Annotated in this window: 11 protein-coding genes; 5 read left to right on the forward strand and 6 right to left on the reverse strand. The window is 61.6% G+C overall.

Annotated elements, in window-relative coordinates; translation table 11 throughout:
* Window positions 1-26: 26 nt before the first annotated feature.
* The 6 genes from DDE76_RS14445 to DDE76_RS14470 form a co-directional block, all read right to left on the reverse strand.
* Window positions 27-1,106: an ABC transporter ATP-binding protein gene (locus DDE76_RS14445; RefSeq protein ID WP_104892017.1), complete on the reverse strand. Its 1,080-nt coding sequence runs from the start codon at window positions 1,104-1,106 to the stop codon at window positions 27-29.
* Between the two features lie 17 nt (window positions 1,107-1,123).
* A complete protein-coding gene (locus DDE76_RS14450) occupies window positions 1,124-2,116 on the reverse strand; it encodes a glycoside hydrolase family protein (RefSeq protein ID WP_104892016.1) in 993 nt (330 codons plus the stop codon).
* Window positions 2,117-2,141: 25 nt separating this feature from the next.
* Window positions 2,142-3,020, reverse strand: coding sequence for a carbohydrate ABC transporter permease (locus tag DDE76_RS14455; protein ID WP_104892015.1), 879 nt, complete (start codon window positions 3,018-3,020; stop codon window positions 2,142-2,144).
* Between the two features lie 2 nt (window positions 3,021-3,022).
* Window positions 3,023-4,105: a carbohydrate ABC transporter permease gene (locus DDE76_RS14460; protein WP_104892014.1), complete on the reverse strand. Its 1,083-nt coding sequence runs from the start codon at window positions 4,103-4,105 to the stop codon at window positions 3,023-3,025.
* 74 nt (window positions 4,106-4,179) lie between these two features.
* Window positions 4,180-5,448 (reverse strand): sugar ABC transporter substrate-binding protein, encoded by a 1,269-nt coding sequence (locus DDE76_RS14465; protein WP_104892013.1) that lies wholly within the window; start codon window positions 5,446-5,448, stop codon window positions 4,180-4,182.
* The gene (locus DDE76_RS14470) at window positions 5,445-6,521 is read right to left on the reverse strand and encodes a LacI family DNA-binding transcriptional regulator (protein ID WP_104892012.1); all 1,077 of its coding nucleotides are present in this window, start codon (window positions 6,519-6,521) and stop codon (window positions 5,445-5,447) included. Before DDE76_RS14470 ends, DDE76_RS14465 begins: the two co-directional genes overlap by 4 nt.
* Before the next feature lie 286 nt (window positions 6,522-6,807).
* Between DDE76_RS14470 and DDE76_RS14475 the strand changes: the two genes are divergently transcribed.
* The 5 genes from DDE76_RS14475 to DDE76_RS14495 all read left to right on the forward strand — a co-directional run bounded on the left by DDE76_RS14475 (window position 6,808) and on the right by DDE76_RS14495 (window position 16,125).
* Entirely contained in the window at window positions 6,808-7,173 is a 366-nt protein-coding gene (locus tag DDE76_RS14475; RefSeq protein WP_157955818.1) for a hypothetical protein, read from the forward strand.
* Window positions 7,164-7,796, forward strand: a complete 633-nt coding sequence (locus tag DDE76_RS14480; RefSeq protein ID WP_104892010.1) for a DUF4760 domain-containing protein — start codon at window positions 7,164-7,166, stop codon at window positions 7,794-7,796. The genes DDE76_RS14475 and DDE76_RS14480 overlap by 10 nt, the downstream gene beginning before the upstream one ends.
* Before the next feature lie 50 nt (window positions 7,797-7,846).
* Window positions 7,847-12,601, forward strand: coding sequence for a CHAT domain-containing protein (locus tag DDE76_RS14485; RefSeq protein WP_104892009.1), 4,755 nt, complete (start codon window positions 7,847-7,849; stop codon window positions 12,599-12,601).
* Window positions 12,602-13,238: 637 nt separating this feature from the next.
* Window positions 13,239-14,129, forward strand: coding sequence for a DUF4357 domain-containing protein (locus tag DDE76_RS14490; RefSeq protein ID WP_157955819.1), 891 nt, complete (start codon window positions 13,239-13,241; stop codon window positions 14,127-14,129).
* An 85-nt stretch (window positions 14,130-14,214) separates the two neighbouring features.
* Window positions 14,215-16,125, forward strand: coding sequence for an AAA family ATPase (locus DDE76_RS14495; protein WP_158672375.1), 1,911 nt, complete (start codon window positions 14,215-14,217; stop codon window positions 16,123-16,125).
* The last annotated feature ends 6 nt before the right edge of the window (window positions 16,126-16,131 follow it).

The raw sequence follows: 16,131 nt of genomic DNA on the forward strand, positions 1-16,131 counted from the left end.
TTTAGTCGGCCCACAATCTGGTGCTGTCAGCGCTGGAGGTGTACGCCAGCCGTGTCGAAGACGGCCGCCTTTTCGGGCAGAAAGCCGACTTTGAGTGTTTGTCCAATGCTGCATTCGGTATCGCCGTCCAGAGCAACGATGAGATGCTGGCCATTGGACAGGGCTAGGTTGACGATGGTTTCATTACCCAATTGTTCGACCAGGGTGACCGTGCCGGAAAAGGCCCCATCCTCCATTAGCCGGAAATCATAGGGGCGCACGCCAAGGGTCAGCCTGTCCCCCGCTTTCACTCCCGAGCCGGAAACCGGCACGGTCTGGGTCGCCATGACCGGGCTTGCGAGCCGCAGTGAGACATTGTCCCCGCCTTCAACCGTGACATCGATGAAGTTCATCTTGGGAGAACCGATAAAACCTGCGACGAACAGATTTGCCGGCCGATGATAAAGCTCCAGCGGAGATCCGACCTGTTGCACGACGCCGCCATTGAGAACAACGATCTTGTCGGCCAGCGTCATGGCCTCCACCTGATCGTGCGTCACATAAATCATGGTGGCACCCAGGTCTCGGTGGAGCTTGGAGATTTCCATCCGCATATCCATGCGGAGCGACGCATCCAGGTTCGAGAGCGGCTCGTCGAACAAAAACACCTCAGGCTGCCGGACGATTGCGCGTCCAATGGCGACGCGCTGGCGTTGCCCGCCCGAGAGTTGAGCCGGCTTGCGGTCGAGCAAATGCTCCATCTGCAGGATTCGGGCGGCCTCGCGGATCTTGGCGTCCCGCTCGTCCTTGGGCGTCTTCTTGAGCCGCAACCCGAAGCCGACATTGTCGTAAACGCTCATATGCGGGTAGAGCGCATAGGACTGGAACACCATAGCCACGCCGCGATCGCGCGGCTGCACGCCGTTGACGACTTTGTCGCCAATTTTCAGCTCCCCACCGGTGATGTCTTCCAGGCCCGCAATCATACGCAGTAGCGTGGACTTGCCGCAGCCGGACGGGCCGACAAACACCACGAACTCGCCGTGCTCGATCTCGAGGTCGACGCCCTTGATAACTTCGACCTTGCCATAGGTCTTGCGGATTTGAGTGAGGCTCAAGCCGGCCATGGTGATCTCCTTGTGCCCTAGACCTTGGCGCCTGGTGGAAGCTTGTCGAGTTCGGTATGCAGGAGTCCGTCGGCATCTATGCGCACCGGAATGGGGTCCGAGACCTGACCGATGAACGAGCCGTCTGCCGCGTCATGTCGGAAGCCCATGAAGACCAGGCCCTTGTCAGTCTCGACGATCTTGCCGGCATAGCGGCTGCCCTGCGCGCCATCAAAGAAGGCGCCGGGCGCGACCTCCCAGGGACCGAAGGGATCGTCTGCCATCAGATAGTGCGTGCCGCGCACCGGCGGTTCCGGATTGAGGCGCTTATAGGCCTCGGACCAGTGCGAGCCGTCCGTGCAGAACAGCATGTACCATTTGCCGTTTGCCTCAAAGACCTGCGGCACTTCCATCTGCCCGAACATGCCACCGGCATAAACGGGCGGCCGCAATGTCCAGGTGTAAAGATCGGGCGAGGTGGCAAAGCCGATAGTGCCGCCAGCATTGGGCTCGGCGACACCGGGACGGCGGGCAACGAAATACATGACCCAACCATCGCCCTTGGGGTTCTTCATCACCCAAGGATCGCGGAAGGCGCGGTCGTGCCAGTGGCCCGGGGTATATTCTTCATAGTCCGGGCCCGAAATATCGAGCGCCAGGCCATCGCCGACACGGGTCCAATTGTGCCCGTCGGTCGAGGTCGCGTGACCCAGGCGCTGCTTCATGCCCTCTTCGGCATGCTCGGTGCCGGTATAGAAGAGGTGCCAAAGACCGGTTTCGTCCCGCAGCGTCGAGCCGGTCCAGGTCGTCCAGTCGTCCCAGGCCACAGGGTCGGCCGGTTTGAACGTGGTGCCCAGATGTGTCCAGTTGACCAGGTCCTTGGACACCGCATGCCCCTGGGTTACGTGGCGATGCCGCATGTCAGGATGGGCCAGCGTGTTGTCAGCCTGCAGGAAATAGGCGTGATAGTCCACACCGTCGCGGTAAATCCAGAAGTCCCAAATCCATTTGTCTTTTAGTGCGATAACCAAAATCGTAGCTTTCGTAAGTGGTGTTTCAGCCCTTGATGCCGGTGGAGGCGATCGAGGTGATGAAGGCGCGCTGGAGGAAGAGATAGAAGGCGAGCACCGGCAGGGTGATCATGGACAAGTAAGCCATCACCTCGCCCCAGGCGGTATTAAGCTGGAAGAAGTATTGCAGCCCAACCATCACCGGCCGGTACTGTTCGGACTGCGTGACCATCAGCGGCCAGAGATACTGGTTGTACATGGCCAGGAACTTGAGGATCGCGGCAGTGGCAAAGACCGGACCGGATATCGGCACGATGACCAAGCTATAGACCTGGAACCAGCTCGCGCCGTCCAGGCGCGCTGCCTCGATCAGCTCCTTGGGCAAGTCGCGGAAGAATTGCACGAAGAGGAAAATGGTCAGCGCATCGGCCAGAAACGGCACGATCTGCACGTGATAGGTGTTGAGCCAACCCCAGGTGATACCATCGCTGCCCAGCCAGGGCAGGGCATTGACCACCATCAGCATGGGCACGGCGATGGTCTCGAAAGGTACGATCAGTGTCGCGATAATGATCGATAAGACAATGCTTTTGCCGCGGAATTCGAGGAATGCGAAGGCAAAAGCCGCCATCGAGCACAGGAACAGCGAGCCGATTACGGTGATGGCCGTGACCAGGATCGAGTTGAAAACGAAGAGCCCCACCGGCGCGCGCTCGAACGCGGCAAAGTAATTGTCCAGCGACACATCACCCACTGGCAGGAAGGCATTGAACGAGGAGGTGTCGCGCAACAATTGCGCGTCCGGCTTGAACGAGCTGACCACCATGAAAACGATGGGGAAGACGAAGACCAGAGCCACCAGGATCAGTAGCAGATATTTCAGGCTCGTCTTGAGGTTCTGGTTGGGCGAAGTGACGGCAGCCATGGTCAGCGCTCCCTTGTGACGTATCGCTGGAAGAGAGATATTGCGAGCACGATCAGGAACAGCAGCACCGATATGGCCGAGCCACCGGCAATGTTCTGCTGCTCATAACCGCGCGTGACCGCCTGGAACACCAGGGTCTGCGTACTATCGAGCGGACCGCCATTGGTCATCACGTCAATCTGGGCAAAGAGCGCAAAGGCCTGCATGGTGATGACGACGAGGATCAAGACGGCGGTATTGCGCAGCCCCGGCCAGGTCACAAAGCGGAATTTCTGCCAGGCCGTGGCCCCCTCGATATCGGCGGCCTCATAGAGGGTGAGCGGGATGTTCTGCAGACCCGCCAGCCAGATCACCATGTGAAAGCCCACTGCCTGCCAGATCGACATGACGATGATGGCGAACATGGCCGTGTCGGGATTGCCAAGCCAATCGATGGGCTGGAACTGCCCGAAACTGAGAAATTGCAGGAGGTTGTTCAAAAGCCCGCTGCGCCCGTCATAAATGAAGCGCCAGAGCAGCGACACGACCACGATCGAGACCACTACAGGCATGAAATAGACGGTTCGGAAAACGTTAATGCCGCGCAGTTTCTGGTTGATCATCAGGGCCAGCAAGAGCGCAATCCCTGATTGCAGCGGCGCCACCACCGCCACGAAGAACAGCGTATTGGTGAGAGCCTTCATGAAAACGAGGTCACGGGCAAGGACCAGCACCTTGCTCTCGCCCCAGCTCCAGCCGAACCATTCTCGCATGCCCTCAAGCTGGGGATAGTCCGGATTGTTTCGGGTGAACTCGCGCACCCGCGGATAGCTCAATTCGCCAGTCTCGCTGACAATGAGGCTGCCGTCTTCGGTCCGCTCAGGCTCCAGCACCAGCGCGCCCACGCCCAGCAATTGCTCGAAATTGCTGGTTCCCACGAACTGGGTCGGATTGGGTGAAATCAGGCGCTGATTGGTGAAGGAGAACCAGAAGGCCAAAAGAAAGGGCACGATCAGGAACAGGGTCACCAGAGCCAGGGCCGGACCACTCATCAGCCAGCCGGCCAGCGAGTGGGACTGCAGCGATTTGGTTCTTGTCGGACGCATGGTTGACCTGCCTTGGGACGCGCGGGGTAGGCCGGTCCGGATGTCTCCGGGCCGGCCGGGCTCGGGAGGGGGACCTATTGAGCCGTGGCGTAGTTGTTGTTGCGGGCGATGTCGTCATTGATGGCATCGGTCGCCGCATCGAGCGCATCGACCACGTCAGCGCCATTGGCGATGTCCGAAAGCGCCTTGCGGAATTCGAGCGCCTGGAACACATATCCCGGGGTCACCGGACGCAATGTCGCCTGGGCTTCCGAGAGGCCATAGAAGACTTCAAGCGGTCCGCCTTCCTTGTAGTTCTCGGTCATTGCCGCTGCTTCGGCCGTGGCAGGGATGAGGCCAATACCGTCGGAGAAGGCCGCCAGATATTCGGGCTGAAGCGCGAACTCGATAAAGGCGCTCGCGCCCTCGGGATGCTCGGAGGTCGCCGATACGCCGAACTGCCAGGAAGCGCCGCCGATCTTGGGACCAGTGCCGAAATCGGGCGCGGGCAGGAAGAGAACATCATCGCCCAGAGCATTGAGCGTATTCACCGCTACCCAATTGCCGTTCCACTGCAGGGCGTAGTCCCCGTCGATGAAGCCGGTTTCATGGTCCGCCATGTCCTGACTGGTGCCCGGAGCATATTCATTGGTGAACAGGCTCTGCCACCATTCGCCGAATTCGATGGCCGCATCACCATTGAGCGCGCCTTCGGCGGTCTGGTAGGACGAGCGGTCAACCATGTCGCCGCCAAAGCTCCACAGGAACGGACCAAAGGCATAGGGATACCATTCGCCCTGATCGGCCATGCCCAGGTTCAGCGGATATTCGAATTCGCCCGATTCCTTGAGGGTGGCGAGGATTTCGTCGAACTCTTCGCGGGTCCAGGGCTCATCGAGCGTTGGAATGCGGATGTCGAATTTTTCAAGCGTCGACCGGCGCGCATACATGGCAATGGCCGCGTCCCACAGGCCAACCGAATAGACTTCGCCATTATATTTGCCGATCGCACCAGGCAGGAAACCGTCAAGGGCGCCCTCGGAGAGTTGCAGCGGCTGCATATAGCCCGCCCAGGCCCAGTTGGGCATGACCGGTCCATCCACATCGATGATGTCGGGCAGATTGCCGGCCACGGCCGCGGCGACGACCGAGTCGTTATAGGCCGCCTGCGGGAATTCCTGCAGCGTGACAGTCCAGTCGGACTGGGACCCGTTGAAATCGGAGATAATTGTGTTGATCAGGTCGCGTTCAACGGTGCTGCCGGCGCCGTGATACCACATGGTCAGCTCGGTCTGCGCGAAAGCGGCAGTGCTCATCGCCGTGGCGATGGCGAGGCTGGTCGTCAAAAGACGTAGGGACTTCATGTTTCTTTCCTCCTTGAACTCAATTGCGTGACATTGGCGTCACGGGTTTGGACGCTTTCGCGCCAGGCGACCGGAGCAGAGACCAGTTCGCGGTTCGGCTCGTTGGGTTTGGTGGTGCCGCTTATGATGCGCAGCAGCTTGTCGGCGGCCCGCGCGCCCATGGCGGCGTAGGGCAACTCGGCGCTGCTCAGGCCCGGATGGAGATGTTCGGCGATCATGCGATAATCGTCATAGCCGGCGACGGACATCTGCTGGGGAATGCTCACCCCGCGATCGCGCAACAGGCCATAGACGCGCATGGCCATCTTGTCGTTGGCGCAACAGATCACTGTCGGTTCCGCCTTGAGCACGCGATCGAGCGCGTCCCAGAGCAGATCGAATTCATGGGTTGTGCTGGGCAGGGCGCCCACCTGAACCAGCCCTTCATCGACCGCAATGCCATTGTCCCGATGGGCGCGGCGATAGCCGGCAACGCGCAGATCGCAAGCCACATAGTGTTCGGGCAGGGTGAGATAGGCGATCCTTTGGTGGCCGCGCCGGATCAGGCCGTCGACCAGGGCATATTGGGCGCCTTCATCGTCCGGCAGGACGCAGGGCGTCTCCTGGGCGTCAAAGCAGTTGACCAGAACGATCGGCCGGTCCCTCAGGGACGCAGGCAGGCTGACTTCACGGTGGTACTCGGCCACATAAAGGATGCCCTCGACCCGGTGCTCACGGAAGGTCTGCAAGAGGGTCGGAATGCGCTCGGCCTGGCCACCGCTATCGGCAACAAGCAGGGTGCGGTTGGACTGGTCGATGACACGCTGCGCGCCCTGGACGAGATAGATTTCGGGTAGGCCCGCATCTTCGAAGTGATGGGTTGAACTGATGGCGCCCGTAATCATGCCGATCAGGCCCGAGCGTTGCGAGCGCATGGTGCGGGCAGCACTGGAGGGGACATAGTTGAGCGCCGCCATGGCCTGCTTGACGGCCTCGCGCGTTGCCTGGTTGACCGGCGCATCGCCGTTCATCACCCGGCTCACCGTCTTGGGTGAGACCCCTGCAGCCTTGGCAACATCATAAATCGTGGCCACGTCATTCCTCCTCCGGTTGAACTGATGCCCCACTCTAGACGCTCTGGTCGGTTGGGAAACGGTTCACCGTGATGCCGCAGGTGTTCTATGACACCGATGTCATGACATCGGTGTCACAAATGCAGGAGGAAGCCTCCTGTGTCAAGCGCTTTGCTGCAAGATGACCACTCGATGGCCCGATGGCGGTCTCGTCAGGAGCCGAAGACGGTCTTTCTAAACACTTTGATTGCTTTACAGCGCGCAGGCCAAAATGGTTTAATTCCCTGCGGTTGAGGGAGCTGCGCAAATGAGATCTTGCCTTGTGGCCGTGTTGTCGATTGTCTTTGTTTCGACGGCTGGCGCGGTTTGCGATTTCTGCAATCCGAGCATTCGCCTCAACGAGCGTGTCGCTGCCTGTTTTTCAGAACAGTTCGAAGCCGAACTGGTCCGGCTCGAAACGGAGGGCCGGGGGTTTGTCCTGGTCGACCTGACCCAGTGCGTTGACGAAAAGACACGTGGGCTTCCCGGCGCCAATACAGATCGGGACAGCGAGGTGATCGACACCTCTTTTGTGGCCGATGAGGCCGCACTGCGCTGTATCAATGCAGAGATCGGCCGGCTGGCCGGCTCGCTTGATCCGGTGGTCCGGCTGGACCTGACCGCATGCCCCTAGATCTGCTAGAAAAGGCCACCGCAAACAACAGCGAGGCAGAGCCTGCCTCTGAGCCCAGGCAAAAAAACGGATGGCTCGCCCGCGCTGACAGTCTGCTATCGCCCATTATCAAGATCTTCGCCGTCATCGCAGTCCTGGCGGGCGCCCTTGAGTATTTCCAGCACGTGCAGGACAACCGGATCGAACGCTCGCTGGCCGAGGTTGAGAACTGGGATGGCGGCGGCTATCGCGCTGCCTATGGCGAGCTTAACGCCATTATCTGGCCCTTCTATCAGCAACAGGCAGAGTTCATCGCGGATCTGAGGCCGGATCAGCAGGCACTGATTTATGCCAATATCGGCGAGCGTGTGACCGGTCAGGATGACCAGTTCGATGCCCAGGCCGACCGGCTGGTCGACGATCTCTTCTACTTCTTCGATCGAATTGCTCTATGTGCCCACCAGCGGATCTGTGATTTTGATGTCCTCAATGCCTTTTTGGGCACCGAGGTGATCGATTTCTGGCGTTATTTTTCCGAATATGCAGAGCGACGGCGTGACGCGGGCTATGGGAATTACGGCCTTTGGACCGAGCGCTTTGCCAAGGCCGAAATCGCGAGGGCGTCTTGGCTGCTCGGCTTCTAAAGCGGGCTGTTCTCGCAATTGCTGTCTTTTGTGCTCTCGCAGCCCAGGGCATGGTGCGCGCAGAGGATCTAAGCCTTGCAGAGCGCCTGCCTGTGCAGGAAAGGCTGATCGATTTAGGGCATCTCGATGGTGCGGCCGACGGCGTCTTCGGTCCGATGACGCGGGCAGCCATAGGGGCCTATCAGACGGCGCTCGGGCGCACCGAAACCGGAAATCTGAGTGGTGAGGAAGTCTCGACGCTGCTGGCTCCATTGCCGCTTGAGGGCTTCGACCTGCTCGACAATACAGACCTTGTCGGCGCCGACTACCGCAGCGGCATGTCCGACCCCAATCTCAGAAATATCGGGCTGGGCGCCTGTCAGGCCAGCTGCGCCTCCGAAACACGCTGCACGGCCTTCACATATAATGTCGGCGCCAGGGTCTGCTTTCTCAAATACGACGCTCTTGGCCGTTCTGCATTCCCCGGCGCGGTCTCCGGAACCCGGCTGGCGTCAGGCCTTGCCGCAGGCGCTGGGGACGCGGCTGTAGCTGCGTTTGATCGGCTTGAAAATGTCGACCTGCCTCATAATGATTTCCGCTCCGGCATGTCGGAGCCGGCCCTCAAGGGCATCGATCTGGACGCCTGCGAAGCACAATGCGCCGATGACGGGCGCTGCGGGGCCTATACTTACAATAGCCCGGCCAAGGTCTGTTTCCTCAAATCTGCGGCGGCCGAGCCCGTCGGGTTTTCGGGTGCCTTTTCGGGCATCAAGCGCGCTGTAACTGTATCGAGCGTCGCCGACCTCTGGGTGCGCGATCCTTCGCGGCTCATGGACTGGGCACGTGAGACGATCGCCCGATACGCGCCGGAGACGCCCCCGCTGCGCTTCGACAGCCCCATCGGTGAACTGGCGGATCGCCCCATTCCCGGTCTTGGCCAGGATCCAGCCTATGATTTGAGCGTCCTGGCCGGCGAGGTCACGATTGTCTCCCCGGGCCAGGGCAATTGGGCCATCACCAGGCGCATGGGAGAAAACTTCGAGCATCTGGAGACAGATCGGCTGGTTTTGGGAGGACGGTATCGGGACTGGCTTGCGACCACCGCCGCATGGCGCGCCTCGTATTCTGACCAGAGCCGGTCTGAAGTCGGTGCCTTTGCGCCTCAGCTTGAGGCCATTATCGCCGAACTCGATAGTCGCCACGGAGAGGGCAATCCGCTGTCAGGCTATGTCAAGCTGGACCTCGCCCTGGCGCTTGGCCAGCTTTACGATGCGCGCCGGGAAAAGGAGCAGCGCGACACTCATCTGGAACGAACCGATCGGCTCAAGCGCGAGGCGTTCAGCGCCATGGCACGGGTCTATTCCGGCGCGCCCGAACTGGCGCGTATCCTGCATTTGCGGGCCGTCGCCGCCATCACCTCCGGCCTCCCCGATGGAGGCTATTGCAAGGATCGCGAAGCAAGCATGGCTTATTCTGCCGGGGCAAAACTTCTGGCCATGGCCGATGCCGGCGATTTATGGGTTGGCAATGCGCTGGCCGACGCTGCGGGCTGCGCTGAGGGCGAGGAACGGGTCGCACTGTTCGAGCAGGCGGCGCCCCTGCTCAGGGAAAGCGACAGTCAATATGCCGGGGTGCTGATGCAACTCGGGGTTGCGCGGGCCCAGGCCGGGGACCCCGAAGGGGCAAAAGCTGCGATCCTCAACGCCATGGCGCTCTACAGGGGCCAAGCCTATGCCAGTGCCTATGGCTGGATGCACAACTGGTTCGATCACTTCGACCTCGTTCAGGATCTCGGGCTTGAAGACGAAATCGATCTCATGTTCGCGCATCGTTTCGTTCAGGCCCTAAGCGATGGGCCGCAATCGAACCGGGCCGAAATGTCGAGCTATTTTGGCACCGCCAGGGAATTGGAGCGGCTCGGCCGGTTCGAGGTGGCTGACATGTTCTATGCTGCCATCGCCGGGGCATGGGATGGTGATCCGACCACGCCAGCCACGCTCATCACCGCCCAGGCCATCAATGACCGCGACTACGCCGAGGCCGAGGCAATGGCGGCGCGCCTTCTCGCGCTTACCCCGCCCGGCTCCAACGCGGCGCTTCGGGTGGAATTCCTGTCCATGCTGGCGCAGGCCGCTCAACTGGCGGGCGAGTTCGAACGATCTGCGGACTATGCACAACAGGCTCTGGTCGAGATCGGCTCGGCCAATCTGGGTCAGGACCCTAAATTTGCCGAGGCTGTTCGCGTGCTTGAGGGGCAGATCACCGCAGCGCTGCAGGCGAGCGGGAGCGGCAGGCACATTGATGCTGCAATTGACGACTTTGCGAGGCGTCTCGAGGAAGCCTGCGCGACCGGCTATGCGGTTCCCGAATTGCCTGAGACCTTCGTGACCCAGGAGCTCGAGCGCAGTCTCTTCTTCCCCGAGCTGGCCGGCAAATATGCCCAGTGTGCCCACGCCCAGTTCGACCGGCGCTTCATGGTCGAGCAGGAATTCGGCTCGGTGGATGTGACCGGCATCGAGAGCTATTTCCGCACTCTGGTCGCACTGGGACAGACCGAGCAGGCCTGGACCGATTTCGCCCGCATTCTGGCCGTCGAGCCAGAGCCCCGCGAGCGGGAAGAGCATGATGGCTGGGCCATAAGGCGCAATCTCGAGCGTCTCAATGCAGCCACGCGTGCCGCCATTCTCGAGGGCGATACTGGTTTTGCCGGCAGGCTGGCGGAGGCGGTGATCGGACATGTTGAGGCGGTGCTGAATCATTTGATCGCACTCGACATGGCCCATGATGAAGTCGCGGCCTCGATCTTGATGCTCAAGACACTGGGAGAGGAGGATCGCTTTATCCGCCTCGCAACAATCTTCGACAAGAACCGGGAAGAGCGGGAGATGGGCTATTCCTGCTATGGCGTTGTCTGCGACCTTGCCATCGAACTCAGGCAATCGCGGGGCGATCTGGCCGGCGTCGAGGACTATTCAGAGCGCCTCAATAACGGCCTCATCCTTTTTATGTCGGGCGCCAGTGCGGACTCAAGCGAGATGGAAGCCATCATGGCCGAGGCCGAGCAACTGGGCATAAAGGCCATGCGCATGGGCCTGCCTGCCACCGCCTTTGCCTATTTCTCGACCGCCGGGGCAGAGGTTGAGACGATCCTTGCAGACCCCTTGCCGCTCTCTTCTTTGAAGAAAGTGAGTGTCTCCGGGGCCTATGCCCAGGCGCTGGTTGCGACGGGTCGCGAGAAATCGGCCTTCCAGATCACGCGCCATTTGCTTTTGGCCGCGCGCGAGCGTGTCGCGGGTGCCGACGCATTTGCGGCCGATAGCCTTCTGAGTTGGTCGAACGAACTGGACGAGGTTCTTGAGGCATTTCTGGCCGTAGCGCCGGTTGGGGAAGGACAAGGGTTTAGCGCCGCGATTGCCCAGGATGTGTTGTTCGCCGTCCAGTTCCTTCAGGCTTCGGGCACCTCGGCAACCCTGAGCGAGCTGGCTGCTCGTGGCGCTTCACCATCTTTGGGGACGCCCTATCGCCAATATCTCGATGTCGTCCGGCAAATTGACGACTTGGTCGCTCAACTGGGGGAAGGCGGTTCAACCGCAGAGCTCACCCCGGCACTGGATCAACTGCGCTTCGAACGCCAGACCCTGGCCCAGACCATTGCGCAAGCAGACCCGGATTTCTTCCGGCTTGGGCGGCTGCAATTTGCTGACACCGAGGCTCTGTCGGCCGTTTTGCAGCAAGGCGAGGCGATTATGACGACCTATGCCCTGCGTGACGGGCTTGTGCGCGTCTGGGTTGATGAGGAAGGCCTTTATGCGGATCGGAGCGCGGTTGGCGCTGACGGGCTCGCGCAGATGGTGACGGACTTCCGTCAGAGCATTGTCGGGGACGGTTCGAGCAGCGTAAGGGCGGATCTGGCCTATGAACTGCATGAGACGCTGATGGGCAGCTTGCTCGAGGGCAGGGCGCATATCCGCCACCTGACGTTTGTCCCCAATGGCGTGCTGGACGGTCTGCCACTGGCAGCGCTGATGACCGATCGACCCGCAAAGGACCTGCTCACGGGCGAAGAGCTGATGGATCCGGCTCTCCCCTGGCTGGTGAGGCGCCTTGACCTTGCGGCTTTGCCGTCCATGTCTGGCCTGGTTTCGCTCCGCTCGGGCATGGCCCCCTCAAGGGCGACAAGGGCATTCCTCGGTATCGGCAATCCGGACTATGGTTACACCGATCCTGTGCATGGCCCCCTGACGTCCCTGCCTGAGACTGAAGCTGAAGTGCGGTTCATCGGGGCCTTGCTCGGGGCCCAGAGCAGCAGGGATCTGCTGTTGCGTGAAGCGGCAACCGAGGCGAATGTGCGGGCCTTGCCGCTGGACCAGTACCGCATACTGACTTTCGCCACCCATGGATTTATCGCCGAGGGCCTGACCGGTGCCACCGAGCCCGGGCTGGCTCTTTCGGGATCCACCCTGGAAGAGACCTTGTTCACGCGCTCCGATGTCATGGAGCTTGAACTCGATGCCGACCTTGTCATCCTTTCGGCCTGCAGCACGGCCAGCTCGGACGGCACCCCGGGGGCAGAAGGGCTTTCGGGCCTGGCCTCCGCCTTCTTCTATGCCGGAACCCGGGGCCTGCTGGTCACGCACTGGGATATCCCGAGCGGCCCCGCGCTCGATGTGACAACCGGAATGATCGAAGCGCGCAGCCTGGATGGGGCGGTGAGCTGGCCCCGGGCTCTGCAAAGCTCGATCCTTGAAATGCTGGACAATCCGCGTTCGCCATTGCATGCGCACCCGGTTTCTTGGGCCGGACATTTTCTGGTCAGCGCGCAATAGGGTAGCCCCAGAAGCGTGATCGGGCATTCGGCTCTGGAGTGCCATGGCAGTAAGGGCTGGGTAATTAAGGTCGTGGTTCTCACGAGGAACGCCACTCCTGTGCTCGCGCCGATTCCATGGCACGAGGGCGCCCGATCCTTGTGCGTGTGCCTTAGACGCCCGACTTGAATGTCGCCGGCACCCGGGGAAGGGCGTTCTCTAGAGTTTCGACTGCGTTGCCTTGTCCAGGGCCAGCGGAGCAAACGCGAGACATGCGCCTCCGTTTTCCCATATTAACCATGCGATCGAGGAGTGCTGGAACGAAGGCGGAACCTTGGGCAGTGTGAGCAATGCCGGATCGATGATCGATTCGGACTGGCCGGGCCGCTTAAGCGGCCGCCGATCCGCGCCAACGGACCGACGGCCTGACCACATCAACCTGACGCAACAGGTGCAATATGGCTGAGGCCAATCCTAGCGGGACGCGCGTCCCGCACAATCGCTGCCACTATACGGCAAGCGCTTTTCCCCACCCGATCACGTGTTTGATGGCGTCTCTGGCGCCGATGCGGCGCATTTAAGCGGCGCTCCTCGAACTCACACCTCTTGTTTCTGTCGATCAGGCGCGAACCGTTCGGGTTCGCGCGGGAGAAGTTCATTGTCTTTTCTGTCCATGCATTCCGCCTTTTCCGCCATCAGCTATTTCGGCGATGACGAGCGTCCCCTGGTGCCCTCCGTTCTGCACGTGCCCGGGGCGCACCGGGCCGATCTCAGCCGGCTGCGCGTCACCGGTCCGGCCGTCTATCTGGCCCTCTATGCCGATGGCATTCACGCCTATGTCGGGGTCAGCGGCGATTATCCGTCCCGGGCCGGCGAAAGCCCGCATCTTAATTGGCATGGCGCGCTCGAACAGGTCTTCGTCATCACCGAAGCCCAGGACCGCTGGACCCTGGACGAGGCTCGCGCGGCCGAGCGGATTGTCTGGGAAAGCCTCAACGAAGTCTGTGGCTATGTGACACTGGGGCAAATCCCGCTGGGCGCCCCTGTCGCCGATCGCTATGCCCAGCTCCGGATGTTCTGCGGCCGGGCGCTGCAGCTCATTGCCGCCAGCGGTCATGCCCTGACCAATATTCCCGATGCCGCCCTGCTGGTCGGCGCAACCGGAAATAGTGACATTCTCGGGGATGATCTGCCCGGTCTCTACGAAGGTGTGCTGCACGAGTTCGTCGGCAAGAACATTGCCGCACAGGCCGTCGAAGGCCCGGACGGTGACTGGACACTACTTGCCGGCAGTGAGGTCTGGAGCACGCCGGTGCGGTCGGCCGGTCAACTGGTCCGGGTCCGGCATGAAAGCCTTCTCTATTCTGGCTGCATCGAACCCCATCCCACCGATCCACGGTTGCTCGTGACGCGCCGGCATCTGCATTTCTCCTCGGCCAGCGGTGCCGCGCTCTTTGTGGCCGGTTCCAAGGGCTATGGTCCGGCCGGCTGGCGCCGTCTGTGCATGGTGCGCAATGGCGTGCCCGGGCCGTTGCCGCGCCAGCCCTAGTCGGCCGCGGAACACCGGCCGCATCGTCATTTCCATTTTCATCTGCATCGCGTGTGCCGCCCAATCGCAGACGCCCAGGACTCCTATGCCCCATTCCCATCAAACGCCCGACCACCAAGTCAATCCACCCGTAGATCCAGATGTCCTGGTCAGACAGATCGCGGATCACTTCTGCGCTGCCATGCTCGAAGCCGCCCTGCCCAATGGCCTTGGCACCGGGCTTGCAGGCAACCGACCCATTGTCGTCATTCTCCAGGTGCCTGGCGCCGACTGGGTCGACTACTTCGAAGAGTATTTGCGCAAGGCCTATCCCGGGGCCCTTGTCGTGGCGCGCCATGATGACTCGAGCCGGGGGCTGGCGGGCTGGAACAGCCAGACTCTCATGCCTTTCCTGCACAGCCGTGCGGTCGTCGGTGTCTCGCACAATCCCGAAAGCCTGCTGCCTGGTCTTCTGCTCGAGACTGCTGACCACTTTGTCGTGCTGGAAAAGCCCGACTATCCTATGGTGCGGGACAGCATCATCGATCTCACCGCCGCCATGCCGCGCCGGCTCAAGGCGAACGATCTTGCGGGTCTCGATGCCGGCCAGCTGCTGGCAGCCCTGCGTCCGGCCACCAGCGCCGGGACGATGGCCAAGCGCATATCGGCCATTGCCGCGCGCCAGCAGGCGGCGCTCCAAATTCCTGATGCGCCGCCGATCGATGCCCTCTGCCTGCCCCCCGCCGTGGCCGACTGGGCCCAAAGGGTGGTCGTCAATCTGCCTAAGGGCGACATTGCCGGGCTCGAGCACACCCTGATCTCGGGTCCCCCGGGCACCGGCAAGACTTTGCTGGCCCGTTCCCTGGCCGCGTCCGCCCACCTGCCCCTGGTCACGACCAATGCCGCCAACTGGCTGCAGTCCGGCAAGGGTCATCTCAGTGATGTGCTGTCGGCACAGGCCGACTTCTTTTCAGAGCTCGGGCGGGCCGCGCCCGCCATCGGGGTGATCGACGAGCTCGACTCCGTACCCAATCGCAGGGATTTGCGCGGAGACTATGATCCCTGGTGGATCAGTCTCACCAATGCCCTTTTGACTGCGATCGACCAGTTGGTCGCCTCCGGAAAACCGGTGTTGTTGATTGGTATCACCAATCACTGTGAGCGGCTTGATCCGGCCCTGGTCCGCGCCGGGCGCCTGGGGTTGCATCTGACGCTGCCGCCGCCACAGTCGGCTGGTCAGCGCCTAAAAATGCTGCAGCTGCATCTGCCCGATCCTCTCAACGCGGACGAACTTTCTGTGCTGCTGCCCTATCTGGGTCATCAGACCCAGGCGGAGCTCGGCCAGATTGCCGTCCGGGCAAAGGCCAGGGCCGCCGAAGAGGGCGCGTCCCTTAATACCGACCATTTGCGGTCTGTCCTTGCCCCGCCCGAGACCCGGCCTGAGGACCTGCGCCGCGCGGTGGCGCTGCATGAGGCAGGTCACGCAGTCATGGCCATTCATCTGGGGCGCCCGGTGCATATGGTCTCGATCGTGCCTGGCGAGGGACATGAGGGCGCGACAGACTTCGACGAAGCGCCGGGTGGTTTCGTCACTGCCAATGTCATCGAGGACAATATTCGCATCCTCCTGGGCGGTCGGGCGGCCGACATGCTGGCAGGTTGCGGGGCCAATTCCGGCGCCCGTGCGGATATCTCCCGGGCCGCTGAGCTCATCCATGACGCCTGTTTCGAGCTCTTTCTTTATGGGCCCACCCGGCAATGGGCCGGGCCCGGGGCCGAATTCAAAGACCGCCGGCGTCTGGTCGAGGAGCGGCTTGGCCGCCTTCTCGATGAGACCCTGTCTATCCTGACGCCACTGCGTCCGGCACTTGAAGCGGTCGCTGAAGCACTCCTCGCCCGCTCAGTTCTCACCGCCTCCGACCTAGAGGCGGTGCTTGGTGCGCTCCACCCCGCCCCCGATCCCGGTCCTAAGGCCCCCAAGGGCCACCAGACCGCCCAAGACCCTTCCCATTCTTAAAAAAAA

It is taken from the genome of Devosia indica, from assembly GCF_003056405.1.
In the GTDB taxonomy this organism is placed as follows: domain Bacteria; phylum Pseudomonadota; class Alphaproteobacteria; order Rhizobiales; family Devosiaceae; genus Devosia; species Devosia indica.